At 63.7% G+C, this 23,788-nt stretch carries 22 protein-coding genes (1 of these 22 cut by a window edge); 8 read left to right on the top strand and 14 right to left on the bottom strand.

What is annotated here, in order from left to right; all coding sequences use genetic code 11:
* Window positions 1–18: 18 nt before the first annotated feature.
* From JQ631_RS15475 to JQ631_RS15490, 4 genes are all read right to left on the bottom strand, one after another.
* Complete coding sequence (locus JQ631_RS15475; protein WP_212327382.1) at window positions 19–1,890, bottom strand: AMP-binding protein; 1,872 nt, start codon at window positions 1,888–1,890, stop codon at window positions 19–21.
* Window positions 1,891–1,933: 43 nt separating this feature from the next.
* The gene (locus tag JQ631_RS15480) at window positions 1,934–2,740 is read right to left on the bottom strand and encodes an enoyl-CoA hydratase/isomerase family protein (protein WP_148775057.1); all 807 of its coding nucleotides are present in this window, start codon (window positions 2,738–2,740) and stop codon (window positions 1,934–1,936) included.
* A gap of 177 nt (window positions 2,741–2,917) precedes the next feature.
* The gene (locus tag JQ631_RS15485; protein WP_212327383.1) at window positions 2,918–3,676 is read right to left on the bottom strand and encodes an SDR family NAD(P)-dependent oxidoreductase; all 759 of its coding nucleotides are present in this window, start codon (window positions 3,674–3,676) and stop codon (window positions 2,918–2,920) included.
* A gap of 67 nt (window positions 3,677–3,743) precedes the next feature.
* Window positions 3,744–4,346 (bottom strand): TetR family transcriptional regulator, encoded by a 603-nt coding sequence (locus JQ631_RS15490; RefSeq protein WP_249160673.1) that lies wholly within the window; start codon window positions 4,344–4,346, stop codon window positions 3,744–3,746.
* Between the two features lie 213 nt (window positions 4,347–4,559).
* Here JQ631_RS15490 and JQ631_RS15495 point away from each other — a divergent pair, with 213 nt between their 5' ends.
* Together JQ631_RS15495 and JQ631_RS15500 are read left to right on the top strand one after the other, a co-directional pair.
* A complete protein-coding gene (locus JQ631_RS15495) occupies window positions 4,560–5,732 on the top strand; it encodes an acetyl-CoA C-acetyltransferase (RefSeq protein WP_212327385.1) in 1,173 nt (390 codons plus the stop codon).
* 77 nt (window positions 5,733–5,809) lie between these two features.
* Window positions 5,810–7,354, top strand: a complete 1,545-nt coding sequence (locus JQ631_RS15500; protein WP_212327386.1) for an acyl-CoA synthetase — start codon at window positions 5,810–5,812, stop codon at window positions 7,352–7,354.
* Between the two features lie 123 nt (window positions 7,355–7,477).
* Here the strand turns inward: JQ631_RS15500 and JQ631_RS15505 are convergent, their stop codons facing one another.
* Window positions 7,478–8,020, bottom strand: coding sequence for a methylated-DNA--[protein]-cysteine S-methyltransferase (locus JQ631_RS15505; protein WP_212327388.1), 543 nt, complete (start codon window positions 8,018–8,020; stop codon window positions 7,478–7,480).
* A gap of 140 nt (window positions 8,021–8,160) precedes the next feature.
* Here JQ631_RS15505 and JQ631_RS15510 point away from each other — a divergent pair, with 140 nt between their 5' ends.
* Together JQ631_RS15510 and JQ631_RS15515 are read left to right on the top strand one after the other, a co-directional pair.
* Entirely contained in the window at window positions 8,161–8,979 is an 819-nt protein-coding gene (locus tag JQ631_RS15510; protein WP_212327390.1) for an alpha/beta fold hydrolase, read from the top strand.
* A 2-nt stretch (window positions 8,980–8,981) separates the two neighbouring features.
* Entirely contained in the window at window positions 8,982–9,794 is an 813-nt protein-coding gene (locus tag JQ631_RS15515; RefSeq protein ID WP_212327392.1) for an alpha/beta fold hydrolase, read from the top strand.
* Window positions 9,795–9,828: 34 nt separating this feature from the next.
* Here JQ631_RS15515 and JQ631_RS15520 read toward each other — a convergent pair whose 3' ends face one another.
* Window positions 9,829–10,284 carry a carboxymuconolactone decarboxylase family protein gene (locus JQ631_RS15520; protein ID WP_212328614.1) on the bottom strand — a complete coding sequence of 152 codons (456 nt, stop codon included), beginning with the start codon at window positions 10,282–10,284 and terminating at the stop codon, window positions 9,829–9,831.
* A 99-nt stretch (window positions 10,285–10,383) separates the two neighbouring features.
* Between JQ631_RS15520 and JQ631_RS15525 the strand changes: the two genes are divergently transcribed.
* The 4 genes from JQ631_RS15525 (at window position 10,384) to JQ631_RS15540 (ending at window position 14,479) form a co-directional block, all read left to right on the top strand.
* The gene (locus JQ631_RS15525; protein ID WP_212327394.1) at window positions 10,384–11,241 is read left to right on the top strand and encodes a sigma-70 family RNA polymerase sigma factor; all 858 of its coding nucleotides are present in this window, start codon (window positions 10,384–10,386) and stop codon (window positions 11,239–11,241) included.
* A gap of 154 nt (window positions 11,242–11,395) precedes the next feature.
* Entirely contained in the window at window positions 11,396–12,073 is a 678-nt protein-coding gene (locus JQ631_RS15530) for a GntR family transcriptional regulator (RefSeq protein ID WP_212327395.1), read from the top strand.
* 136 nt (window positions 12,074–12,209) lie between these two features.
* Window positions 12,210–13,010 (top strand): phytanoyl-CoA dioxygenase family protein, encoded by an 801-nt coding sequence (locus JQ631_RS15535; protein WP_212327396.1) that lies wholly within the window; start codon window positions 12,210–12,212, stop codon window positions 13,008–13,010.
* 161 nt (window positions 13,011–13,171) lie between these two features.
* On the top strand, window positions 13,172–14,479 hold the full coding sequence (locus JQ631_RS15540) for an NAD(P)H-dependent oxidoreductase (protein ID WP_212327397.1): 1,308 nt from the start codon (window positions 13,172–13,174) through the stop codon (window positions 14,477–14,479).
* Between the two features lie 43 nt (window positions 14,480–14,522).
* On the opposite strand, the gene JQ631_RS15545 is transcribed toward JQ631_RS15540, so the two are convergent.
* From JQ631_RS15545 to JQ631_RS15580, 8 genes are all read right to left on the bottom strand, one after another.
* On the bottom strand, window positions 14,523–15,470 hold the full coding sequence (locus JQ631_RS15545; protein WP_212327398.1) for a DUF4432 family protein: 948 nt from the start codon (window positions 15,468–15,470) through the stop codon (window positions 14,523–14,525).
* A complete protein-coding gene (locus JQ631_RS15550; RefSeq protein WP_212327399.1) occupies window positions 15,467–17,005 on the bottom strand; it encodes a sulfatase in 1,539 nt (512 codons plus the stop codon). Before JQ631_RS15550 ends, JQ631_RS15545 begins: the two co-directional genes overlap by 4 nt.
* A gap of 24 nt (window positions 17,006–17,029) precedes the next feature.
* Entirely contained in the window at window positions 17,030–17,860 is an 831-nt protein-coding gene (locus JQ631_RS15555; RefSeq protein WP_212327401.1) for a carbohydrate ABC transporter permease, read from the bottom strand.
* Entirely contained in the window at window positions 17,857–18,831 is a 975-nt protein-coding gene (locus JQ631_RS15560) for a carbohydrate ABC transporter permease (protein WP_212327403.1), read from the bottom strand. The genes JQ631_RS15555 and JQ631_RS15560 overlap by 4 nt, the downstream gene beginning before the upstream one ends.
* A gap of 5 nt (window positions 18,832–18,836) precedes the next feature.
* Complete coding sequence (locus tag JQ631_RS15565) at window positions 18,837–20,195, bottom strand: extracellular solute-binding protein (protein WP_212327405.1); 1,359 nt, start codon at window positions 20,193–20,195, stop codon at window positions 18,837–18,839.
* A gap of 111 nt (window positions 20,196–20,306) precedes the next feature.
* Window positions 20,307–21,227, bottom strand: a complete 921-nt coding sequence (locus tag JQ631_RS15570) for a LysR family transcriptional regulator (protein ID WP_212327407.1) — start codon at window positions 21,225–21,227, stop codon at window positions 20,307–20,309.
* Between the two features lie 153 nt (window positions 21,228–21,380).
* On the bottom strand, window positions 21,381–23,045 hold the full coding sequence (locus JQ631_RS15575; protein ID WP_212327409.1) for a sulfatase-like hydrolase/transferase: 1,665 nt from the start codon (window positions 23,043–23,045) through the stop codon (window positions 21,381–21,383).
* A gap of 218 nt (window positions 23,046–23,263) precedes the next feature.
* Window positions 23,264–23,788 carry the 3' portion of a hypothetical protein gene (locus JQ631_RS15580; RefSeq protein ID WP_212327410.1) on the bottom strand. It continues 66 nt past the right edge of the window, so 525 of the gene's 591 nt are visible here — the last part of the coding sequence; the start codon falls outside the window, past its right edge; its stop codon occupies window positions 23,264–23,266.

Raw genomic sequence — 23,788 nt, forward strand, 5'->3', positions numbered from 1 at the left:
CCGTGTTGATGATGTCGATTACTTGAGAATGATGATGCCTTGGTCCGGCTTATCGGCATAAAGCCGATCGACCAACGCCGCGCGTCGTTCGAGGCCGGCGCGCTGGTTGATGTAGCCCTTGTCGGTGAGCTCGTTGCCGTCGATCGATGGCGGTTCGGCCATCAGCATCGCGCGCGCAATGATGCGGCTGCTGGCGCCCTCGCATTCCTTGTTGTGAGCCTGGAGCCCGCGCTTGAAGCACGCAATGACCTCGGGATGTTTTACGGCATCTTCAAAGCTAAGATCGGGATTACCGACGAGCTGGCGGCAGGCGTGCAGGTTCGGCCAGGCCAGCAGGCCGATGAAGGCGCGGTCCTGCCCCGCGACCAGCGCGTCATGCACGACGGGCGTTGCGGCAGCGATCGCATCCGTACGCAGCGAGCCGACATGCACGAAGGTGCCGGTGGTGAGCTTGAAGTCTTCCACCACGCGGCCGGCGAAGATGATGCCCTTCACCGGATCGGCATCGTCGACGAAAATGCCGGCATCACCGATGCAATAAAAGCCTTCCTCGTCGAACATCTTCTTGGTGAGATCGGGCTGGCCGAAGTAGCCGGGCGTGACGTTGACGCCGCGCAGACGCAATTCGTATTTCGAGCCGCACGGCACCATCTTCAGTTCGACGCCGGGGAACGGCAGGCCGATCAGGCCGACGCGCTCGGTGTCCCAATAGGTGCCGGTCGAGGTCGGCGCGGTCTCGGTCGAACCCCAGCCGGTGTAGAACACGATGCGTTCGCCGGTGGTCTTCACGGCGAGCGCCTGCATGCGGTCGTAAAGATCATCCGGCAGTCGCGCGCCGCCGTAGGCCATGATCGACAGGTTCTTGAAGAAAGATCGACAGAGGGCGTCGTCCTTCTCCATGGCAGCCGCGAGCGCGGCATAGCCGGCCGGTACGTTGGCGTAATAGGTCGGCGAGATCTCGCGGAGATTCTTGATCGTCTCCTCGAGTTGGCCCGGCATCGGCCGGCCGTCGTCGATATAAAGCGTGCCGCCATCGACCAGCACCGGATGGAATGCCGCATTGCCGCCCATGGTATGATTCCACGGCATCCAGTCCAGCACCGTGGCAAGCGGACCGCCCGGCGTACGCGGCCGCACCTGCATCATCATGGCAGCATTGGCGCACATCATCTCCTGCGTGTTGATGACGGCCTTGGGCATGCCGGTCGAGCCTGATGTGAACAGCAGCTTGCCGACGGTGTCGGGCGTAATCTCAGCGATCGACGCCTCCACATCTGTGGTCACCGGCGTTGCGGCGAGTTCGGCGAAGCTGACGCTCTTCACGCCCTCGCAGGGCCGCACAACATGGACAACGGTGACACCAGTGAGATCGAGCGCTTTCAGTGCCTTCTCGAAGGTCGGGCCATCCTGCACCATCACCACGGCCGGCTTGACCAGGTCAAACAGGTATTTCAGCTTGACGTGATCATGGCTCATCAGCGAGTAGGCCGGCGACACCGGAGCAGCCGGCGAACGCGCCTGCATCGCAGCCTGCGTCATCAGCGCGTGCTCGATCGAATTGCCGGAGAGGATCGTGACCGGGCGGCCTTCGAGCTTGAGATTCAACAACGCCTGCGTCAGCGCATCCACGGTGCGCTTGGCTTCGCCATAGGACACCTTGCGCCATTCGCGATTGGGACCGCCGCGCTGCGCGAGCCAGATGCGCTCCGGTGCTTCCTTTGCCCATTTCGCGAGCGAGGCCGGAAGATGTGTCTCGTAGGCCTGCAAGGGAATGCGCGACTTCAGCACCACCGTGCCATCAGCGCGGCGCTCGACATCGATGTCGCGCGCGAGCCACTCGACCTTGCGAAAGGCGGGCTTCGCCATCACCGCCGCCGCGCTTCCACTCATTTTGCGTCTCCCGGAATTACTGTCCTTTGCGGATCTTTGTTGCTCAGCGCTTGATATAGACAGGCTTTCGCTTCTCAAGGAAGGCCCTGATGCCTTCCGAAAACTCCTCGGAGCGGCTGCACAGGACCTGGTTGCGATCCTCCATCGCAATCACCGCTTCAAGCGATCCCGCGTCGACGCTCATGTTGAGACATTCCTTTGACAGCCGCAGCCCGACGGGGGAGGCTGTCATCATCGCATCGACATAAGGCTCGGCCGCTGCATCGAGCTTGTCTTCGTCGACGACTTCCGAGACGAGCCCCACTGCAAGCGCGCGTTCGGCACCGATGAAGCGCCCTGTGAGGATCAGTTCCGACGCCACCGACACGCCGACGAGCCGCGGCAAAAAATAGCTGGTGCCGATGTCACAGCCGCCGAGACCGAGCTTGATGAAGGCGCAGTTCATCCGCGCCGACTTGGTTGCGATACGAATGTCGGAGGCGAGCGCCAGTGCAAAGCCGCCACCGGCCGCCGCACCCTGCACCAGCGACAGGATCGGCTGCGGGCAGCGCCGCATCAGCATCACGATGTCAGCGATGCGCCGCTGCGAGTCCAGCGACTCCGTGACACCGGGCGGCTCCTGCTGCCCGGCGCGGCGCGCCATCGCGGCCTTGAGATCGAGACCGGCGCAAAAATTCTTGCCGGCGCCCTTCAGCACCACGACACGCGTGTCGCGGTTGCGCTGCAAGCCCTGGAAATAGACATTGAGCGCATCGATCAGCGCGGGATCGAGCGCGTTGAGGCTATCAGGACGATTGAGCGTCACCCGGTCGACGCCGTCGTCGTGCTCGATCAGCAACGGTTGGGACATGAGGCGCTCCTGCGTGCCGCTGATAGCGGTGCCGGTTACTGCGCCCTCTCCCCTTGTGGGAGAGGGCATGTACGTCGCTGAAAGACCTCGCTTGGGTGAGGGGTCTGTCTCCGCAGAGAGAACCCCTCATCCGGCGCTTCGCGCCACCTTCTCCCACAAGGGGAGAAGGGAAGAGCCCTACCGCGGAGCCATACGGATGGCGCCGTCGAGACGGATGGTCTCGCCGTTGAGCATCGGGTTCTCGACCATGTGCACGGCCAGCGCGCCGTATTCCTTGGCATCGCCGAGACGCGAAGGGTGCGGCACCTGGGCGCCAAGGCTCTTGCGGGCTTCCTCGTTCAGGCCCATCAGCAGCGGCGTGAAGAACAGACCCGGTGCGATGGTGTTGACGCGGATCTTCTGGCTGGCGAGATCGCGCGCGGCCGGAAGCGTCAGACCGACGACGCCGCCCTTCGACGCCGAATAGGCGATCTGGCCGATCTGGCCTTCGTAGGCGGCAACCGAAGCGGTGTTGATGATGACGCCGCGCTCCTCGCCGATGGGCTCGATGGTGACAAGGCGCTCAGCGAACAGACGCAGGCAATTGAACGTGCCGATCAGATTGACATTGATGATGCGCGCGAACTTTTCCAGCGGGTAGACGCCGTCGCGACCGACGATGCGCTGCGAGCCGCCGATGCCGGCGCAGTTCATCAGCACGCGGGCAACACCGTGCGCCGCTTCCGCCTTGGCGATCGCGGCCTTGATTTGCTCTTCGCTGGTGACGTCGGCATGGAGTGCGACGCCCTTCACCTCGGCGGCGACCTTCTCGGCGTTGTCCTTGTTCTGGTCGATGACGCCGATCTTGGCGCCCTTGGCCGCCATGGCGCGGGCGGTGGCTTCGCCGAGACCCGAGCCACCACCGGTGATGAGAACGGCTACGTCTTTCAATTCCATGACTGGCTACCTTTCTTCTGCCTTTTCCTTGGGCGTTTCTTCTCTAGACTTGAACGTCTCGACCAGATTATCCGGCCGCGGCAGCTTCCTCGGCTTGCGTGAGGATGCCGCCGCAGATCAGCGTTTCCATGTGCTTGATGTATTGTCGGCAGACGTCATCGTTGACCGGACCGACGCCGGTCGCGCGAGACATCGCGTGCCGGCCGAAGAACAGGTGATCGCAGGCGCCGATCAGGCTGGTGTAGAACAGCACCGGGTCGGTGGCGCGGAATTCGCCGCGACTGACGCCCTCGGTGAGCAGTCGGCGATGAAAGTCGAGCAGCGGCGCGACGAAGAACTTTGAGACTTCATCCGCAGAGCCGGCAACGCTCTCGTGCAGGAGGTAGTGGATCAGCCGGTTCATGTAGGGGAAGCGATGATAGGCACGGATGATGCCGGCGATGTGCAGCTTCAACTTCGCGGTCGACGTGATCTGCTGCGCGAGGAGATATTCGAGATTCGACATCTCGGTCGCCGCATCCCGCGCGAGCAGTGCCAGAAGCAGGCCGTCCTTGTTGCCGAAATGGTATTTGACCAGCGCGGCATTGGCCCCCGACTTCTGGGCAATGTCGGAGAGCGAGATCTCGATCGATGAGCGTTCGATCATCAGCTCGCTTGCGGCCACGAGCAATTTCTCTGCCGTGGAATTCTTTCCGCTGGGGAGCCTGTTCGGTACGCTGGTAGTCACGGAGATTCCTTGTGCTCGCCGCTCGAAGCGGGCGCAGATAAGCCGAAGCAGCGCCTCATCACAAGAGTTAATTGATCGATTGACTAAACCATGTCCCGCCCATTAAATCCGCCCCGACAACGAACCCAATTCAGAACAATCATGGGAGAGACCGAAATGGCCGAGGCTTATATCGTCGCCGCTGCGCGTACCGCGGGCGGGCGCAAGGGGGGCCGCCTCGCCGGCTGGCATCCGGCTGATCTCTCCGCCAAGGTGCTGGACGAGCTGGTCGATCGCACCAAGATCGATCCGGCGCTGGTCGAGGACGTGATCATGGGCTGCGTGATGCAGGTCGGCGAGCAGTCCAACAACGTCGCGCGCAACGCGATCATGGCCTCGAAGCTGCCGGAGAGCGTGCCAGGCACCTCGATCGATCGCCAGTGCGGCTCGTCGCAGCAGGCGCTGCACTTCGCAGCACAGGCCGTGATGTCCGGCACGATGGACGTTGTGATCGCCGCCGGCGTCGAGTCGATGACGCGCGTGCCGATGGGCCTGTCCTCGCAGCTCCCGGCCAAGAACGGCTTCGGCAATTACAAGAGCCCGGGCATCGAGACCAAATACCCGAACATCGTGTTCAGCCAGTTCACCGGCGCCGAGATGATGGCCGAGAAGTACGGCCTTTCGAAGAATGATCTCGACGAATATTCCTACAACAGCCATCAGCGCGCGATTGCAGCGACCCAGGCCGGCCACTTCAAGAAGGAGATCGTGCCGCTCGAGATCACCCGCGCGGACGGCTCAAAGGACACCCATCACATCGACGAGGGTATCCGCTTCGACGCCACGCTCGACGGCATCAAGGGCGTCAAGCTGATTGCCGAGAACGGCAAGCTCACCGCCGCCAGCGCCAGCCAGATCTGCGACGGCGCCTCCGGCGTGATGGTCGTGAACGAGCGCGGCCTCAAGCAGCTCGGCCTGACGCCGCTCGCACGCATCCATCACATGACCATGACCGGCGGCGACCCCGTCATCATGCTCGACGCGCCCCTGCACGCCACCAAGAAGGCGCTGGAGAAGGCCGGCATGAAGATCGACGACATCGACCTGTTCGAGGTCAACGAGGCCTTCGCCTCGGTGCCGACCGGCTGGCTCAAGACCACCGGCGCCGATCCGGCCCGCCTGAACGTCAATGGCGGCGCCATCGCGCTCGGTCATCCCCTCGGCGGCTCCGGTACCAAGCTGATGACGACGCTGGTCCACGCCCTGCATCAACGCGGCAAGCGCTACGGCCTCCAGACCATGTGCGAAGGCGGTGGCATGGCCAACGTGACGATCGTCGAACGACTTTAGGCTGCGGCTGCCACACCAAGGATGTCGTCCCGGCGAAAGCCGGGACGGACATCTCGTGTGCCTTGGAACCTACGCTTATGACTCATCCGTCCGTTTACGCCCGCACCACGCCCGACAAGATCGCCTACCAGATGGCCGGGACCGGCAAGGCGATTACCTATCGCGAGCTCGACGAGCTCTCGAACCAAGGCGCACACCTGTTCCGCTCGCTCGGCCTGAAGGCCGGCGACCACATCGCCTTGCTGATGGAGAACCGTCTCGCCTTCATGGAGATCTGCTGGGCGGCGCAACGCAGCGGGCTCTATTACACAGCGATCAGCCGTTATCTGAAGCAGGACGAGATCGACTACATCATCGGAGATTGCGGCGCCAAGGTCGTGATCACCACGCCGAAATGCGCCGACCAGATCAAGGATCTGGTCAAGGGCGCAGCCGGCGAGCCGATCTTCTACATGGTCGACGATCCCCTGTTCGGCTTTCGCTCCTACGACAGGGAAGCGGCCGCACAGCCGACAACGCCGATCGCGGACGAGGTCGCCGGCTACGACATGCTGTACTCCTCGGGCACCACCGGTCGCCCGAAGGGAATCAAGAAGGCGTTCGAGGGCAACGCTATCGACGTGCCGAATGCGTTTCTGCGCGTGCTCTGCGCTGATATGTGCGGCATGAATGCCGAGAGCACTTATCTGTCGCCGGCGCCGCTCTATCATGCGGCCCCGCTGCGCTTCAACATGATGGTGACCGTGCTTGGCGGCACCTCCATCATCATGGAGCATTTTGACGCCGAAGAGTTTTTGAAGCTGGTCGAGAAATACAAGGTGACACAGTCACAGCTCGTGCCGACCATGTTCGTGCGTATGCTGAAGCTGCCGGACGAGGTCCGCACGAAGTACAACGTCTCGACGCTGAAGGGTGCGATCCATGCCGCGGCGCCCTGCCCGGTCGACGTCAAGGCGAAGATGATCGAATGGTGGGGGCCGATCCTGATCGAGTATTACGCAGGCTCGGAAGGGAACGGCGTCACCGTCTGCAACTCGCAGCAATGGCTGGAGCATCGCGGCAGCGTAGGCCGCGCCGTGGTCGGCAAGATCAAGATTCTCGACGAGAACGATGAAGAGCAGCCTATTGGCGAGATCGGCACCGTGTACTTCGCCGATGCGCCTGTTTTCACCTATCACAACGATCCCGAGAAAACGAAGAAGGCCTACAACGCCAAGGGCTGGTCGACGCTCGGCGACGTCGGCTATCTCGACAAGGACGGCTTTCTGTTTCTCACCGACCGAAAGTCCTACATGATTATTTCGGGCGGTGTGAACATCTACCCGCAGGAGACCGAGGACGTGCTGATCACCCACCCCGAGGTCGCGGACGTCGCCGTGTTCGGTGTGCCGAATGAGGAGATGGGCGAAGAGGTGAAAGCGGTGGTGCAGCCGCACGACATGAAGCGTGTCGGTAGGGATCTCGAGGCTGATTTGATCGCCTACTGCAAGACACGTCTCTCAGCGATCAAGTGTCCACGCTCGATCGATTTCGAAGCCGAGCTGCCGCGCACGCCGACAGGGAAGCTGGTGAAGCGGCATCTGCGCGATCGGTACTGGCCGAACACGGCGGCGAAAATCTAGGTCGAGCAGTCCGCTCCGAACACCGCCATGGCCGGGCTTGACCCGGGCATCCACGCTTGTACCGCGAAGAAAGACGTGGATGGCCGGGTCAAGCCCGGCCATGACGCCGAGCAAGTTTCCGCCTCAGTCAAACAAACTCGGCGTGTGGTTCACCAGCGCGCCTTCGATCTCGAGCATCTTCAGCTTGGTCACCACCCCACCATTTGCCGAGAAGCCGCCTGGCTTGTTGCCGGCAGCCAGCACGCGGTGGCAGGGCACGACGATCGGGCACGGGTTGCGGCCGAGCGCCTGGCCGACATCGCGCGACAGCTGGACGCCGCCGAGCTGCTTGGCGATATCGCCATAGGTGATGGTCTTGCCGGGTGGGATGGCGCGGGCGATCTCATAGACACCGCGGTTGAACTCCGGCACGCCGTCGAGATCGAGCTCGATATCGGTGAGGTCATCCGGCTCACCGGCGAGCAGCTTCACGATACGGTCGATCGCCTGCTGCACCTCGGCGGTCGGCTCGGCTTCGCTGGCGTCGGCATGGCGCTGGGTGATGCGGGTGCGGATCTTCTCTTCGCCGCCCATAGGCAGCTGGGTGCCGTTGATGCCGCGAGGGCCCCAGGCGACGGCGCAGAGGCCGATCCTGGTGTCGAACAGGGCAAAATGCTGGTCGGTCATGGCTTGGTTCCTGGATTAGCGTCTTCGTCGCATGCCCCCAATGTGATCTCGGCTTGAATGTAGGCTTGGAAATAGTTGCGATCCACCCGGTTTCCGGGAATCTTGCACAGGAGTTGCGCACACTTTTCGGCGAGCCAGGAATGCAAAGCCTCCACGTCTTTGGATACGACATGCCCTATCTCGACGTGGGCGAGGACAGAGACAGGCCGCCGCTGGTCTGCGTGCACGGCTCGCTCTCCGACTTCCGCGTCTGGGGCTGCGTGCTCGGGCCGCTGACGCAGCGACACCGGCTGATCGTTGTCAGCCTGCGGCACTTCTTCCCCGCACAATGGGACGGCGTCGGCGACACCTATTCGATTGCCCAGCATGTCAGCGACGTCATCGCCTTCATCGAGAAGCTCGACCTGGGCCCGGTCGACCTGATGGGCCATTCGCGCGGCGGACACATCTGTTTCCGCGTGGCGCAGCAGCGGCCGGATCTGCTGCGCCGGCTGGTGCTGGCCGAGCCCGGCGGCGAACTGGATGCGAGCCTCGATCCTGAGTATGCCGGCGGCCCCTCGCCGCTGCTGGCGCGGTTCACGGCCTCCGCCGAGAAGATCGCGGCCGGTGACGTCGATGGCGGCCTCGCCGTCTTCGTCGACACGCTGGAGGGCGCCGGCACCTGGCCGCGGCTGCCGGCGATGGTGAAGCAGAATTTGCGCGACAACGCCTACACGCTGATCGGCCAGGTCCGCGACAACCGCCCGCCGTTCTCGAAGGCGGACGCGGAGCAGATCACGATGCCGACGCTGTTCATCCTGGGCGCACGGACCAAGGGCCTGCTGCCGAAAGTGCTGCATGCTCTCGCGGCGCATGTGCCCTACTCCAAAACGGCGATCATCCCGAACGCGACGCATCCGATGTTCGAGCAGGCGCCGCAAAAATACTCCGAAGTTGTTCTCGATTTCCTGGCGAGCTGATCATGCAGACATTCCGCGTCAACGGTTACGACATGGCCTATCTCGAAGTTGGAAAGGGCCATCCTCTGGTCTGCGTGCACGGTACGCTCGGCGATTTCCGCACCTGGTATTCGGTGCTCGGCCCGCTGTCGAAGTCCCATCGCGTGATCTCGGTCAGCCTGCGGCACTTCTTTCCCGAGCATTGGGATGCCGTCGGCGACGATTACAAGATGGCGCAGCACGTCGCCGACACGATCGCCTTCATCGAACAGGTCAAGCCCGGACCGGTCGATCTGATGGGCCATTCGCGCGGCGGACACATCGCATTTCGCGTGGCGCAAGCGCGGCCTGATCTGGTGCGAAAGCTGGTGCTGGCTGAGCCGGGCGGCGATCTCGATGCCAGCCTGCCGGTGCCGGAAGGCACGCCCGCGCATCCCCCGCTCGCCGCCAAGACGATACGCTCGGTCGAGATGATCCGCGCCGGCGACATCGAGGGCGCGTTGCAGAATTTCTATGAAGGCATCGAAGGCGACGGCTCGTGGCGGCGCGTGCCGGCTGCCGCAAAACAGCAGCTGCGCGACAATGCGCTCACCTTCCTCGGCCAGATCAACGAGCAGCGCCGGCCCTACACGCTCGCGGATGCGCAGGCGATCAGGACACCAACGCTGCTGATCGGCGGCGGCGCCACCACCGGCAGCTTGTCGGTGATGTGGCGCGTGCTGGCCGAGCATATCGCCGGCGCGCAGACGGCGGTGATTCCGAATGCGGGTCACTGGATGTTCGAGCAGGCGCCGCTTGAGTTCGGCGAGGCGGTGCACAAATTCCTGGCCGATTAGTCCTCTCCCCGCCTGGGGGAGAGGACAGGACGCCTCACACCTTCCAGACGCCGACCGGCATCTTGATGGTCGCGTTCAGCCGGTTCCAGACGTTGATGGCCGCGATCGCGAGGATCAGCGTTGCGAGCTCGCGCTCGTCAAAATGCTTCGCGGCCTCGTTCCAGATCGCATCCGGCACCGGGTCTTCACGATCGGCAACGCGGGTGACAGCCTCGGTCAGGGCCAGCGCGGCGCGCTCGGAATCGGTGAAATAGGGTGCCTCGCGCCAGGCGGAGACGGCGAACAGGCGCTCGTCAGTCTCGCCCAGCTTGCGGGCGATTTTCGGATGCATGTCGACGCAGACGCTGCAGCCGTTGATCTGGCTGGCGCGCAGGTGCACCAGTTCCAGGAGCTTTTCCGGCAGGCCCTGCTTGGTGAGGTTGCCGAGGGCCTGAAGGTGGTTCATGGCCTCGGGCAGGACCATCACCGGGTGATTCATGCGGGCGTGCATCATCTTGCGTCTCCGTTTGCGAATTTCGAAGGTTCCGGTCACATCGGCCGGATCGGCTTCGTCATGGGCATGACGGATCGCGACGAGGGAATGTGACCGATGGCTGAAGAAAATTTTCTGACCCGGCAGTTCGAGGCCAACCGGGACCATCTGCGCGCCGTCGCCTACCGGATGCTGGGTGCGAGCGGCGAGGTCGACGACGCCGTGCAGGAGGCGTGGCTGCGGCTCAGCCGGAGCGACACCTCAGACGTGGCCAACCTCAGAGGATGGTTGACCACCGTGGTCGCGCGCATCTGCCTCGACATGCTGCGCGCGCGGAAATCGCGCAGGGAAGATCCGATGGGTCCGCACGTGCCCGAGCCTGTCGACGAGACGCGGGAGCGCGAGGCGGAGATGGCCGATTCCGTCGGCGCCGCGCTGCTGGTGGTACTTGAGACATTGCAGCCGGCAGAGCGGCTCGCCTTCGTGCTGCACGATTTGTTCGCCGTGCCCTTCGAGGAGATCGCCCCAATCGTCGGCCGCTCGGTCGATGCCTCGCGGCAATTGGCGAGCCGCGCGCGGCGGCGCGTGCAGGGCGCGCCGGTGCCGGAGGCGGACCTGTCGCGCCAGCGCAAGATCGTCGATGCCTTTCTCAAGGCGTCTCGCGAGGGCAATTTCGAAGGGCTGCTGGCGGTGCTCGACCCCGACGTCGTGTTCCGCGCCGACGACGCCGCGGTGCGGCTCGGTACGCTGCCGGAGATCCGCGGCGCGGATGCGGTCGCACAGCTCTACAAGGGCCGCGCCCAGGCGGCACGCACCGCCCTTGTCGATGGCGAGATGGGCGTCGCCGTCATCCTCGGCGGGCATCTGCGCATCGCGCTGCGCATCTCCTTCCGCGGCGACCGGATCACGGGGATCGAGGCACTGGCCGATCGAGAGCGGGTTGCGGCGCTTGAGGTCGAGGTGCTGGAGGGCTGAGCCAAGTCAGTTTGCGCGAAAACAACCCCATGCACAGTAGGCCAGCCTAATAAAATCAAAGGCTTGCGCGGCCGGTAACGACGGCATTGACGCCCTCCCCCTCCCGCGATACCTTCGCATACGGAATTCCGTATTCCCTTTCGGAGATGTCGGCGTGATCCCTCTCGACCCGCTCCCGAACCTGATCGACCAGGTCTACGCCCGGATCCTGGAGGCGATCTCCGATCGCACGCTTCAGCCCGGCCAGCGCATCCGGCAGAACGAGCTCGCCGACAAGCTCGGCGTCTCGCGCCAGCCGGTGTCGCATGCGCTGCATCTGTTGCATCGGCAGGGCCTCGTCGCCGAAAGCGGCAAGCGCGGCTTTGAAGTCACCCAGCTCGACCCCGCGCGCATTCGCCAGCTCTACGAAGTGCGCGGCGCGATCGATGCGCTTGCTGCCAGACTAGCCGCCGAACGCGTGGCGATTGACGCGGCAGGACGCGCACGACTCGAGGCGGCGCTCGCCGCAGGACGCCGCATCGATCGCAAGACTGCGCTCGGCGAGCTGATCGCGCTCGACGTCGAGTTTCATCGCGCCATCTATCAGCTCGCCGGCAATCCCGTGATCGAGGAAACCATCACGCCGCAATGGCCGCATATGCGCCGCTCGATGGCGACCGTGCTGGCGGAGCTCGATTATCGCGGCAGCGCCTGGGCCGAGCACGCCGATATCGCCAAATACATTCTCGCAGGCGATGCGAACGCAGCCGAGCGCGCGGCGCTGGCGCATGCGCAGACGGCGGGACGGATGACTGAGGAGAGATTGAGGGCGACGGACGAGGTGGCGGCGTAGCTCGCTGTCGTTCCGGGGCGATGCGCAGCATCGAACCCGGAATCCATCGAGCGTCCTACGCTGAGGAGAAATGGATTCCGGGCTCGCGCTTTGCGCGCCCCGGAATGACAACAAAAATCAAACAGGAGGACGACCCATGAAACTGTCTCAGGAGCAATTGGAGTTCTTCCACCGCGAGGGCTGGCTGTTCCTGCCCGAACTGTTCAGCCAGGAGGAGGTGGATTTCCTTGCGCGCGAGGCGGTCGGCATCTACGACGCGAACCGGCCGGAAGTCTGGCGCGAGAAGAGCGGCGCGCCGCGCACGGCGTTTGCTGCGCATCTCTACAACGAGGCCTTTGGCGTGCTCGGCGCGCATCCGCGCATGATCGATCCCGTCGAGCAATTGTTCGGCGAGCCGGTTTACATGCACCAGTTCAAGATCAACGCGAAATCGGCCTTCACCGGCGACGTCTGGCAGTGGCACCAGGATTACGGCACCTGGAAGCGCGACGACGGCATGCCGGAGCCGCGCGCGATGAACATCGCGATCTTCCTCGACGAGGTGATGCCGATCAACGGCCCCCTGATGCTGGTTCCGCAGAGCCAGAACGCCGGCGATCTCAAGGCCTCGCATGACCTTGCAACCACGTCCTATCCGCTGTGGACGCTCGATGAGGAGACGGTGACGCGCCTCGTCAAGCAGGGCGGCATCGTCGCGCCCACCGGCAAGCCCGGCGGCATGCTGATGTTTCACGGCAATCTCGTGCACGGCTCTAGCGGCAACATCACGCCCTATCCGCGCAAGATCGTGTACCTGACGCTCAACGCGGTCTCGAACTACATCCGCACCCCGACGCGCCCCGAATACATCGCGCATCGCGACTTTGCGCCGATCAAGACGGTGGACGATGATGCCTTGGTACGGCTGGCGCGGGCGCCGCGGCAGGCGGCGGAGTAAGAAGACACTCTCGTGCCCCGGACGCGTCGCAGCACGTCAGTGATGCGCCGCTGAGCCGGGGCCCACGCCACACGGATAGTTTTCTCTGGGTCCCGGCTCTGCGAAGCAGCGTTTCACGCTGCTTCGCGTCCGGGACACGATCGTTACGCAGGAATTTCCCCATGAACCTCTTCCGCATCCTCCAGGCCCGCGCATCCGGCGGAATGCCTGTTCGTGTCGCCCTGATCGGCGCCGGCAAATTCGGCTCGATGTTTCTGGCGCAGGTGCCACATACGCCGGGGCTGGAAGTGCCCATCATCATCGACATCGATCGCGAACGTGCGCGCGAGGCCTGCCGCACCGTCGGCTGGAGCGCGGAGCGGATCGCGGCCACCGTCTTCACCGATGACGGCGCGCGCGCCATTGCCGGCGGCGCGATGGATGTGGTGGTGGAGGCAACAGGCAATCCCGCCGTCGGCATCAAGCACGCGCGGGCTGCAATCGCGGCGGGCAAGCACATCGTGATGGTCAATGTCGAAGCCGACGTGCTGGCCGGGCCCCTGCTCGCCGAGGAAGCGCGCAAGGCGGGCGTCGTCTACTCGCTTGCCTATGGCGACCAGCCCGCGCTGACGGCCGAGATGGTCGATTGGGCCCGCGCCACCGGCTTTCGTGTCGTTGCCGCCGGCAAGGGCACAAAATATCTGCCTGCTTATCACGACGTGACGCCTGATGGCGTCTGGCAGCACTACGGCCTGACCGCCGGCGAAGCGCAGTCGGCCGGCATGAATCCGCAGATGTTCAACTCCTTCCTCGACGGCACCAAATCGGCGATCGAGATGGCTGCAATCGCGAATGCCTGCGGACTTGACGTGCCCACGGGAGGCCTGTTGTTTCCGCCCTGCGGCGTCGACGATCTCCCGCACATCATGCGCCCCAGCGACAAGGGGGGCGTGCTGGAGCGGTCCGGCGTCGTCGAAGTCGTCTCGTCGCTGGAGCGCGACGGACGACCTGTGTTTCGCGATCTGCGCTGGGGCGTCTATGTCGTGCTGGAGGCGCCGAACGACTACGCAGCCGACTGCTTCAGGCAATACGGCCTGAAGACCGATGCCAGCGGACGCTTTGCCGCGATGTACAAGCCCTATCATCTGATCGGGCTCGAGCTGAATATCTCGGTTCTGTCGGCGGCGCTGCGGGGCGAGCCGACCGGGCAACCTTTCGGATTCCGCGGCGATGTCGCGTCCGTGGCCAAGCGAAATCTGCGCGCCGGCGAGATGCTGGACGGCGAAGGCGGCTACACGGTGTGGGGCAAGCTGGTGCCGGCGGCCGCGAGCCTGAAGGCCAGTGCGCTGCCGATCGGGCTGGCGCATCGCCTCAAGCTGAAGCACGACGTCGCCCATGGCGAGATCGTGCGCTGGAGCGATGTCGAATTCGATGCCACCAACGAGACGATCAAGACAAGGAAGGCGATGGAGGCGGCATTCGCGAAGTAGCAACCACGTAGCCGCAAATGGAGCTGGCGAACGAACGCTGCTGCTAGCCTTTCACCGCAAATTCGATCTCCAAGGCGTAAGCGCGGCTCTCGCCAGGCATGAGCACCGCTTCGGATCCATTCACCTTGGCGCTTGTGCAGGGCTCGATCGCTAGCACGCAGGCATGTGGACGCAGATCGTGCCAGAGCTGAAGATGCGGAAGGGTGCTGACGTCGAATCTGACTGCAATCTCCAGCGTCATGCCGTCATCCATCGGTGTTGCGAGCCTGCAAACAGCGGAAGCGCCATCGCTTTCAGCGGGAAAGCTGACGGACTCGGACAACAGCGAGACGTCAGGTAGCGCCGTGACCTCAAGCAGCCGTCGCGAGCCAAAGGTCACAGATGATCCCGGCGCGAGAGCCGGGTAGCCGAAATTGAAGTGATAAAGGCTTGCCTGCGGCGTCGGCTCGTTGGAAAGGTTGGTCACCTCGTCGCGAATTCGCAACAGATTGCCGCCGATGGGCGTCTCCAGCCGACGCCTGAGACGCAGCGCCTCGTCGCCGAACCGGAATTGCATGACCTCGCCCTCGCAGAACAGCACGGGCTCACTCCGATTCCAGTCTTCGCCAAGCGCCGTGACACGTGCCGGCGTGAACGGCAGCCGGCCGTGCATGGGATGACCTGAAACGGGTTGTCGAAAATGATCGAGGCCGCAGGTGACGAGGAATCCGGAATTGGTGCGGCTGTAGCCGCGCCCGCCGTCCTCCTCCGGATGGTGCAGATGCGGGCTGCGGAAACCGGCCATGCTCTGCCAGGCGACCGGCATGCCCCTCCACCACAGCGGCCCGATGTCGAGCGAGCGGTCGGCAAGCGCCCAGAAATCGAGGCCGCCTCCATTGGAGAAGGCAAGCGCGGCGACGCCGCGCTCCACTCCGTCGTCGAGCACGATACGCCGGACGCTCGCAAACTGCCTGAGATCGCCGACCTTGGCGCGCAGATCCTTGCCGGTCACGAGGACATCTCGCGTTGGACAGCCGGTTCGGGCAAGTCGAGCCTGCCGAACGCTTCGGGCGGTGCTTCGTTCGCCGTCATCAGCCGCGTCATCAGCGCCACAAGGCGTGCCTCCTGCGCCTCGTTCTTCACGGGCTGTTGCTGGCCGGGATCTTTCGCGAGATCGTAAAGCCGCGTGTCGTTCTCGAGCAGCGCGCCCGGACCATAGTTGAGGTACATCGGCGAGCGTTCGATGACGGGGACCTTGAGCAGCTTCGCACCCTTGGTGAAGGGGAAACCGTCCGAAAGCGACGCACCGGCGAGTTCCTCCGGCAGGAACGGCGAGCGGATATGCGTCGGCATCACCGTGTACTGGAAGATCTCCTGCGTTTTCAGATCCGTGGGAAAACGGTGATAGGTGTAGTCGCCATCGGTGACGTTCACGGCGCCGCCGAAATAACCGAACAGCGCCGCCTCGCGCAGGGGCTTGCTGGATCGCGCAGCCTTCAGGATCGAATGGCCCTCCATCTCGCGCGGCGGCGCCACGTCGAACAGATCGAGGAATGTCGGTGCGAGATCGATGGACTGGGTGAGGACCCCGCTTCGCGCACCGGGTTGCGGACGGCGCGGATCATGCACGAACAATGGAATGTGCACGATCTCTTCATAGAGGTTCATGCGGTTCTTGGCCCAGAAATCGTGCTCGCCGAGCAGAAAGCCGTGGTCGGTCGTGACGACGAGGGCAGTGTCCTTCCACATGTCGTGGCGGTCGAAATCGTCGAGCAACTGTCCGAGCAGGAAGTCGCACATCGACACCACGGCATAATAGTTTGCACGCAGCTCCTCACATTCGGCCGGCAGCTCGTCGACGCGGCCATAGCGCGGCCAGTCGCGGATCGGCCCGTTCCAGCCGCTGTCGAACGGCGCCTTGAAGCGGGCCGGCGCATGGAACGGCTCGTGCGGATCGAAAGTCTCGAGCTGGAGCAGCCAGTTGTCGGCGTCGCGATTGCGATCGAGGAAGTCGAAGGCGTGCGCGAAGCACTGCACCGACGGAAAGTCCTTCTCCTCCTTGATGAACTCGCGGTTGATGATGTTCTGCGAGTGGTACTTGCGCCGGTCGGTGGTGAACTGGCGCGCGTGATACATTTCGCGCAGCCGCTCCCAATGCGGCTGCACCATCGCCTTCCAGGGGTCGCCCTCCTGGCCGCGCACGAACTCATAGCTGTCGTAGCGGTTGTGATAGGTCGCGCCGCCGTCTTCCCAATAGTGGAAATGATCGGTGATGAGGTGGCTATAGATGCCGGCGTGGTGCAACAGCTCCGGCATCGCGTTGTCGAACGGCTCGAGCGGGCCCCAGCTCCGGTGCAGGAAGCTGAGCCGGCCGGTGAGGAGATCGCGCCGCGCCGGCATGCAGGGCAGACTGCCGACATAATGGCGGTCGAAGGTCAACGTCTTCGCGGCGAGGCGATCGAAGTTCGGTGTCGGAATCCGGCTGCCGCCATAGGCGCCGAGCAGATGGCGGTTGAGGGAGTCAAAGAGAACGAAGACCGTCTTCATGGCATTTCCTTCGTTGGTCGCGTCTTATTTCACGGCGCCTTGCGTGAGGCCGGCCACGATGTAGCGCTGGCCAATGATGAGCAGAACGAGTGCGGGCAGGATCGACAGCGCCGCGGCGGCCGCCATCTGTGTGTACAGAATCTCGTAATCCTGGGCGAATTTGGCGATCGCGACCGGCACCGTCGCGGTCTGCTTCATGGTGAGAGTCAGAGCGACGCCAAAGTCGTTCCAGCTGAACACGAAGGTCAGGATGGCGGTCGCGGCAAGGCCCGGCGCGATGATCGGCATGACGATCCGCCACAGCAGGACCGGCGTCGTGGCGCCGTCGAGCCGGGCGGCTTCCTCGAGCTCGACCGGAACGTCGCGCACGAACACGCCCATCAGCCACAGCGCCATCGGCAGATTGAGCACGGTGTGGGCGAGCACCACGGCCGTCAGCGTATTGTCGAGGCCGACGGTGCGCATGATGGTGAACCAGGCGCTCGCCAGCGCCAGCGGCGGGAACATATGAAACACCAGCGCCCAGCCGAGGAAGATGTGCACGAACCAGCGCGGCCACGACATCCGATTGAGCGACCATGCGGCGAGCGTGGCGGCGACGAGGCAGATCAGGGTGCTGAGTGTGCCTACGACGAGCGAGTTGCGATAGTTGACGAGGAAGTCCGAGGTCTTGGAGAACAGCACCTCGTTGAAGTTCTTCAGGACCGGCGTGAACCAGAACGCGCCCGAGAGCAGCGAGATCTGGGTGCGGAATCCCGCGGTCACGACCCAGACCACGGGGACGAGCACCAGCAGGGCGGCCGCGATAAGCAGCGCGTGAACGATCAGGGGCCGTGCTCTCGGAGACGTCATCATTTCACAGCCCCCATCCGTCCGCGCGCCGCGAAGGCGGCCGACAGCAGAATGCAGGTCATGAATATGATCGCGACCGACATTGCCGAGCCGTATCCGGTCTGGTCCTCGCGGAAGAAGCGCTGATAGAGCGTGAAGCTCATGACCTGGGTCGATGTCCCCGGTCCGCCGCCTGTCAGCAAATAGACCTCGTCGAAGACCTTGAACGCGAGCACGAGGCGGAAGGCGAAGGTCACCATGATGGTCGGCAGCATCATCGGCAGCGTGACATATGTCAGCTCCTGCCAGCCGCTGGCTCCGTCGATCTTGGCGGCTTCGTAGACATCCTGGGGCAGCGATTGCAGGCCTGCCAGAAACAGCAGGAAGCAGAACGGTGTCCAGTGCCAGATGTCGACGAAGATCACCGAAGCCAGGGCCGTGTTGGGCGAGCCGAGCCAGTTGAGGGGATCGATACCGACCAGCGCGATGGCCTGGTTGACCAGGCCGAAATCGAAATTGAGCAGGAGTTTCCAGATCGCGCCGACGACGATGCCGGGAACCAGGATCGGCAGGATGAAGATGGTGCGATAGAGCAAGCGGCCACGTGTAACGCCGGTGCAGAGCAGCGCGAGCACAAAGCCGCACAGCATCTGCCCGCCGACGGCAAACAGCGCGAACAGAATGGTGTTGAGAATGCCGGCGCGGAACAGCGTGTCGCCGGCAAGCGCGCGGTAGTTGTTCAGGCCCGCGGCGGCGAAGCTCGAATGGCCGCCGCTCCAGCTCACGGTGAAGAAGCTCGTCGCGAACAGATTGACCAGCGGCAGCACGCTGAGTGCCAGCAACAGCAGCAATGCCGGCGACAATGTCAGCCAGCGCCACAGCCGCTCGTCGAGGCCGCGCTGGAAATCAGCCGCCGTCGGCTGTCCCGCCGAAGCGGATGGTTCTGCCATCACCGCGCCGATTTGCGCGGTGGCGCTCGCGGTTGGCTTCATCATTGGCCTCAGGGCAATGCGGGCAGCTTGCCGGTATTGTAGCTGTGCTTCGACATCACGCCAAAGATCTGCTCGGCCATGCTGTTGAGAGCCTGCACCGACGTGGCATTGCCGGCGACGGCCTGATTGAGGCCGAGTTCGAGGATCGAGATCACCTCGCTCGCTTGCGGAAACTGGTAGATGTTGACCGCGTGCGGCAGGGCCTCGCCGAGCGGCTTCATCCAGCGGTAACGCCGCTCCTGCGCGATCGGGTCGCGATAGCTCGCCGCACTGACGGGAATGCCGCCGACCTTGGCATAGGAGAGCTGCGCCTCCCTGGTCTGGAACCAGCGCAGGAACTCGAGCGCGCTGCGCTTGCGGTCGTCGGGCACGTTGCGCGCGATGCCGCCGAGCCAGTGGCCAAGACCGGGGCCGGTCGAAAAGCCATCCGCATGCGGCGTGACCGCGAACTCCACCTTGTCGATCACGGCGGATTTGTCGGGATCGTCCATCTGCGACCATGCCGAGACCACCACACTGATGTGCGCAGCCTTGCCGGTCAGCATGTTCTGGATCACCTCGGCCTGGTCGAGGGAGGCGGTCTGCGGATGGCCGGCTTCCTTGGCGATCCGCAAGTAATAGTCGAGCGCGGTGCGGCCGGCCTCGTTGTTGAGCGTGACGGTATAGTCGCCGGCCGACTGGTTCTTGAAGATGCCGCCGCCGAAGCCGTAGAGATAGGGATAGAAGTCGTAGCTTACGGAGGCCGGGCCGCGGGCGCCGCGCTGGACGATGCCATAGCGGCTCGGCGGCTTGTGCAGCTTCCTGGCATTGGCCTCGAGCTCGGCAAACGTCTCCGGCGCCTTCAGTCCCGCTTCCTTGTAGAGATCGCCGCGATAATAAAGCAGCGGGATCAACGGCGAGATCGGCACCGACATCAGCTTGCCGGCCGCCGACATCGTCTTCTTGTCGGCATCGAAATAGACGGTGTTGTCGAGGGTGTAGATGTCGGAATCGAGCTTGAAGGACGGATCGATCGCCCCGATCGGCTCGACGAAGCCGCCGAAATACATCTCGGCGACCCATCCGGAGTTCATGATCAGCAGATCGTACTGGCCATTCGCGGCGCGCACGGAGTTGCGCTGCTTCTCCAGCGATCCCGCAAAGGGATTGACGTCGAGCTCGACCTGGTTGCCGGTTTCCTTCTCGTAGAGCTCGACGGTCTTGCGGAAGCTGTCGAACCACGGTGACTGGTTGATCACAATGGTCATCGGCGCGACCTTGGCCGCCGCCGCGTATCGCCATGGCGTTGCGAGCCCGAGCGCGACCGCGCCACCTGCACCAACAACCTGACGGCGCGTCAGGCCGTGCTTTCCGCTCTGTCCCGGCATCTCAATCCTCCCGCCCGCGCTTCGGCCGATTCCGGCTCTCTCGAAAGCCAAGCAAAACAGGATTCAGGTATTCTTACAAAGAGATAATTGTACCGCCGGTATAGCTGAAAGCTATGTCTTGGCTTTGCGGCTCGCGGTCTCCGCGGCGCAGACGGCCTTGAGGGCATCGATGATCCCTGCGGCCGCCGGTGAGACCCAACCGTCCTTGCGCGTGATGATGCCGGCATCGCGCGTCAGCGCAAGCTCGGGAACATCGAGCATGACGAGGCCGTCGCCTTCAGGTGTTTGCAACGTCTTCGACACGGTGGTGGCGAGCGCGTCGGACTGGCGGAGCACGTTGAGTTGAAGCGCGACCGAGCCGCTTTCGAGCACACTCGAGGGCGGCGGCAGATCGTTCGCGACGAACAGCGCATCGAGCCGACGATGGGCGCGCGTGGCATGCGGCGGCTTGATCCAGGGATATTGCAGCAGGTCGCGCATGTTGACCCGCCGGCGCCGGGTCAGCGGATGACCACGCCGGCAGCAGACGCCGAGCCGGTCCGACGTAAGCGTCAGGGTCTCAAAGTCCCGCCGATCCTCGGGCGAGGGAATCTCGGCGACCACGAAGTCAAGCTCGCCTTGTCTCAGCGCGCGAAGCAGCGATTCATCGAAACCGGCCTCAATGCGGACTCGGATCAGTGGATTCGCCGAGAACGTGCGTGCCAGCGCCGCGGGAAGATAGCGTCGCAGCCAGGTCGGCCCCGCTCCGATCACGACCGTGCCGACTGCACCGGAGCGCTGCGCGGCAATCTCGTGGCCGGCATCCTTCAGCTGGACGTGGACCGCCTCCGCATGGCGCAGCAGCGTAGTCCCGAACGATGTCAGAGCCACACCGCGCGGCAGGCGCTCGAACAGCTTCACGCCAAGCTGCTCCTCCAGCAGCTTTATGCTCTTGGTCAGCGTCGGCTGTGCGATGTTCAAGTCAGCCGCGGCAAGCGATATGTTCTTGCGCTGCGCGACGCGCAGGAAATATTCAAGCTGTCGGAAGTCCATCGCTGCCCGTACCCCGAACGAGTCGCCGCATTCAGCATGTCCATCGCGCCAAGAAGACGTTCGTCCGCAAGCGGCCGCTCCGGGCGCGGGACCGAGTTAATACCGGGCATTCAATTGTGACAACCCATCGGCCTGCCCGGCGAGCGCGCCGAGCTAGCGCGCTTGTCTGGCGTTGGGCATCAGGTCGATCAGACCCAGATCCACGAGCGTGCGATGAAAGCGGCGTTTCCGTTCGGAGGCTGACGCGAAGTAGGATTCTCTGCAATCATCCAGCAGGCTCGCGCGCGTGGCGAAGATCGGGTCGAGCGCAAGGCCCGCCCGCTGCAAGGCAACAGTCCCGAGGAAGGCGATGTCGAGGTCGGCACCCTTTCCGGGGCTGAGGTGGGGAATATTCAAGGCCTCGATCGCGTAGAATGTACCAAACGCGCGCCGCCCGTCGCCCAGTCCCTTCAACTGCCGATCGATCTGCTTCGTCAGCACGGGTTGATGGTCCCCATAGTGCACGATGAGAACAGGCCTGTCAGGAAAGCTGCTCGCCAGTTTGGCCCTGACCCTTTGCCAGGCAGACGCGGTCTCCGCCAGTCGCGCGTAGTACTCGGCGTAGCCAACGTCAGGGAAGCTGGCCATGGCAAAGGCACGCTCGCTCTCGAATTGACCCGGTGGCACCAGCTGTCGGCTATGCGGACCGTGATTGAAGTTGGTCAGCGCATAGAGAAATCTCGGCGTCGGATCGCGAGCGACGCTTTTGATATGCGCATCGACGACCGCGTCGAGGAACATCGCATCGGAATTTGTTGCCTCGAAGCGCCGGACATCGAACGGCGGCGGAAGCTCGTCGACGAAGATGCGTTCGTCGACTCCGATCGAACTGTAGAACTTATCGTAGCTGAGAAACGCGCGGCGACAGCTGGAGATAAGAGACGTCTTGTATCCGAGCGACGCCAGCGAACGTGGCAGGCTGCTGTGAAAGCGGCCGGCGCCCTTCTGGAAGAGGTAGTAGGCGCTTGAACCGAAGCTCGCGCTTGAGAGGCCGGTGAGCAGGCTGAACTCGGATTGCCAGGAACCTCCGCCGAAGATGTCGACGTTCAGGCGCCCGAATTCCGCATCTGGCGGGGACAGGAAGGCTTCGACTGTTGGTTCGACCGGCAGCCCGAAAATGCGCGGGTCGAACACGGATTCGTGCTGGATGACGATAATGTCCGGCGAGTCGGCAGAACGCGCAGGGGTCGCCTCCCTCAGAGGCAGGGGTTCGTTTGCGATATCGCTCAGGGCCAGCGCACCGAACTGCCGCCAGCAAGCGGGGTCCGCCAGCGAGGCCATGAAGGTCGCGTAGAAGCACCGCCCCTGCGTCAGGGTGTGTCGCAAGGACATTGCACCTTTCGACGTGGAAGCCTTGGCAAAGCCAGCGAGCGCCAGGAGGAACAGGACAATTCGAAACGCGATCGAGATGGGAGATCCGGCGGCATAGAGCAGAACCGCGATCGAAGCGACCGCGAACAACACGCTTCCTGCCAGAACACCCAGCATCATGCGCGGGTATTGCAGCACGAAGAACGGGACTGTACCTGCAAACGCCAGAGGCAAATCGGACACGGTCAGCTTGAGCGCGCTGTGATTGAATTTGACCGAGGATATGCCGGCAATGGCGACGGCCAGCATGCCGGACAGCAGAAGCGGTCGCTCGAGATCGGCAAGAAAGAGCAGCAGCAGAGCCGCGTTGAAGACGAAAGCCGCGACCGCAAACGGCAGATGTTCGACGCTCCGCTCCGTGAGTGCGATTGCGGCGACCGCCGCGACAAGAATAAAAATCGGAATCATGGGATCAGGATGCCCCGAGCATTCCGGTTTTTCAATTTAGCCCTTGGTTTCCTCGCGCAACGCGTGCGGTGATTTCGGCATCCGGTTCCGTACCGCACAACGCCTTTCGGGTCACATCGTGGTGGAAACGACGAAAGCCCCGGAGATGTCTCCGGGGCATTTTTAGTCGAGGCGATGAAGGTCTCGTAGGGTAGCCGATGCGAGGCGCGCCAACATCCTCAATTCTGATCGTCGCCCAGCGCGGCAACGAGCTTGTCGTAGTACTTGCCGACGAGATCAATGTTGGCCTTGTTCTCGATCGCCGGCGCCGGCGTCTTCAGGGCCTGGTTGAGCTCGTCGAGCGCTTCCTTTTTGTCCTTGGCCGGCATCTTCTTGTCGGCCTCGACCTGCGCGATCTGCGACTTGATCACGGCGTCGTTGCCGACATATTTCTTGGTCGCGGGATCGAAGCCGCCCAGCACCAGGCTGATGTTGTCGACCACATTGTTGTAGTCGTCGTAGCTGGCAAAGCCGTGCTTCTTGGCGGCGCCGTCGAGCTGGGCGATCACCTTCGCGTCGGGCGCGGTGTTCTCCGGCAGCTTCTCCGTGATCGCGTCCATGTCCTTTTGCGCAGCGAGCACGCCATCGAGTTGCTTGTCGGTCAGCGCGATCTGCTTGAGCGCGGGCGCCTGGGCCGGTGCGGCCTGCTGGGCCGGCGCCGGCTGCTGCTTGGCTTGCGCGAACGCCGCGCCCGAGGAGGCAAG

Origin of the sequence: Bradyrhizobium manausense (assembly GCF_018131105.1) — a bacterium.
Lineage (GTDB): Bacteria > Pseudomonadota > Alphaproteobacteria > Rhizobiales > Xanthobacteraceae > Bradyrhizobium > Bradyrhizobium manausense_B.

Bases quoted from the DNA above. Each gene is read 5' to 3' on its own strand.
- JQ631_RS15525 (WP_212327394.1), top strand. From the start codon at position 10,384: ATGGCTGAAGAAAATTTTCTGACCCGGCAGTTCGAGGCCAACCGGGAC.
- JQ631_RS15520 (WP_212328614.1), bottom strand. From the start codon at position 10,284: ATGCACGCCCGCATGAATCACCCGGTGATGGTCCTGCCCGAGGCCATG.
- JQ631_RS15505 (WP_212327388.1), bottom strand. From the start codon at position 8,020: ATGACCGACCAGCATTTTGCCCTGTTCGACACCAGGATCGGCCTCTGC.
- JQ631_RS15515 (WP_212327392.1), top strand. From the start codon at position 8,982: ATGCAGACATTCCGCGTCAACGGTTACGACATGGCCTATCTCGAAGTT.
- JQ631_RS15575 (WP_212327409.1), bottom strand. From the start codon at position 23,045: ATGATTCCGATTTTTATTCTTGTCGCGGCGGTCGCCGCAATCGCACTC.
- JQ631_RS15510 (WP_212327390.1), top strand. From the start codon at position 8,161: ATGCAAAGCCTCCACGTCTTTGGATACGACATGCCCTATCTCGACGTG.
- JQ631_RS15570 (WP_212327407.1), bottom strand. From the start codon at position 21,227: ATGGACTTCCGACAGCTTGAATATTTCCTGCGCGTCGCGCAGCGCAAG.
- JQ631_RS15565 (WP_212327405.1), bottom strand. From the start codon at position 20,195: ATGCCGGGACAGAGCGGAAAGCACGGCCTGACGCGCCGTCAGGTTGTT.
- JQ631_RS15495 (WP_212327385.1), top strand. From the start codon at position 4,560: ATGGCCGAGGCTTATATCGTCGCCGCTGCGCGTACCGCGGGCGGGCGC.
- JQ631_RS15485 (WP_212327383.1), bottom strand. From the start codon at position 3,676: ATGGAATTGAAAGACGTAGCCGTTCTCATCACCGGTGGTGGCTCGGGT.
- JQ631_RS15555 (WP_212327401.1), bottom strand. From the start codon at position 17,860: ATGATGACGTCTCCGAGAGCACGGCCCCTGATCGTTCACGCGCTGCTT.
- JQ631_RS15560 (WP_212327403.1), bottom strand. From the start codon at position 18,831: ATGATGAAGCCAACCGCGAGCGCCACCGCGCAAATCGGCGCGGTGATG.
- JQ631_RS15540 (WP_212327397.1), top strand. From the start codon at position 13,172: ATGAACCTCTTCCGCATCCTCCAGGCCCGCGCATCCGGCGGAATGCCT.
- JQ631_RS15550 (WP_212327399.1), bottom strand. From the start codon at position 17,005: ATGAAGACGGTCTTCGTTCTCTTTGACTCCCTCAACCGCCATCTGCTC.
- JQ631_RS15535 (WP_212327396.1), top strand. From the start codon at position 12,210: ATGAAACTGTCTCAGGAGCAATTGGAGTTCTTCCACCGCGAGGGCTGG.
- JQ631_RS15480 (WP_148775057.1), bottom strand. From the start codon at position 2,740: ATGTCCCAACCGTTGCTGATCGAGCACGACGACGGCGTCGACCGGGTG.
- JQ631_RS15500 (WP_212327386.1), top strand. From the start codon at position 5,810: ATGACTCATCCGTCCGTTTACGCCCGCACCACGCCCGACAAGATCGCC.
- JQ631_RS15475 (WP_212327382.1), bottom strand. From the start codon at position 1,890: ATGAGTGGAAGCGCGGCGGCGGTGATGGCGAAGCCCGCCTTTCGCAAG.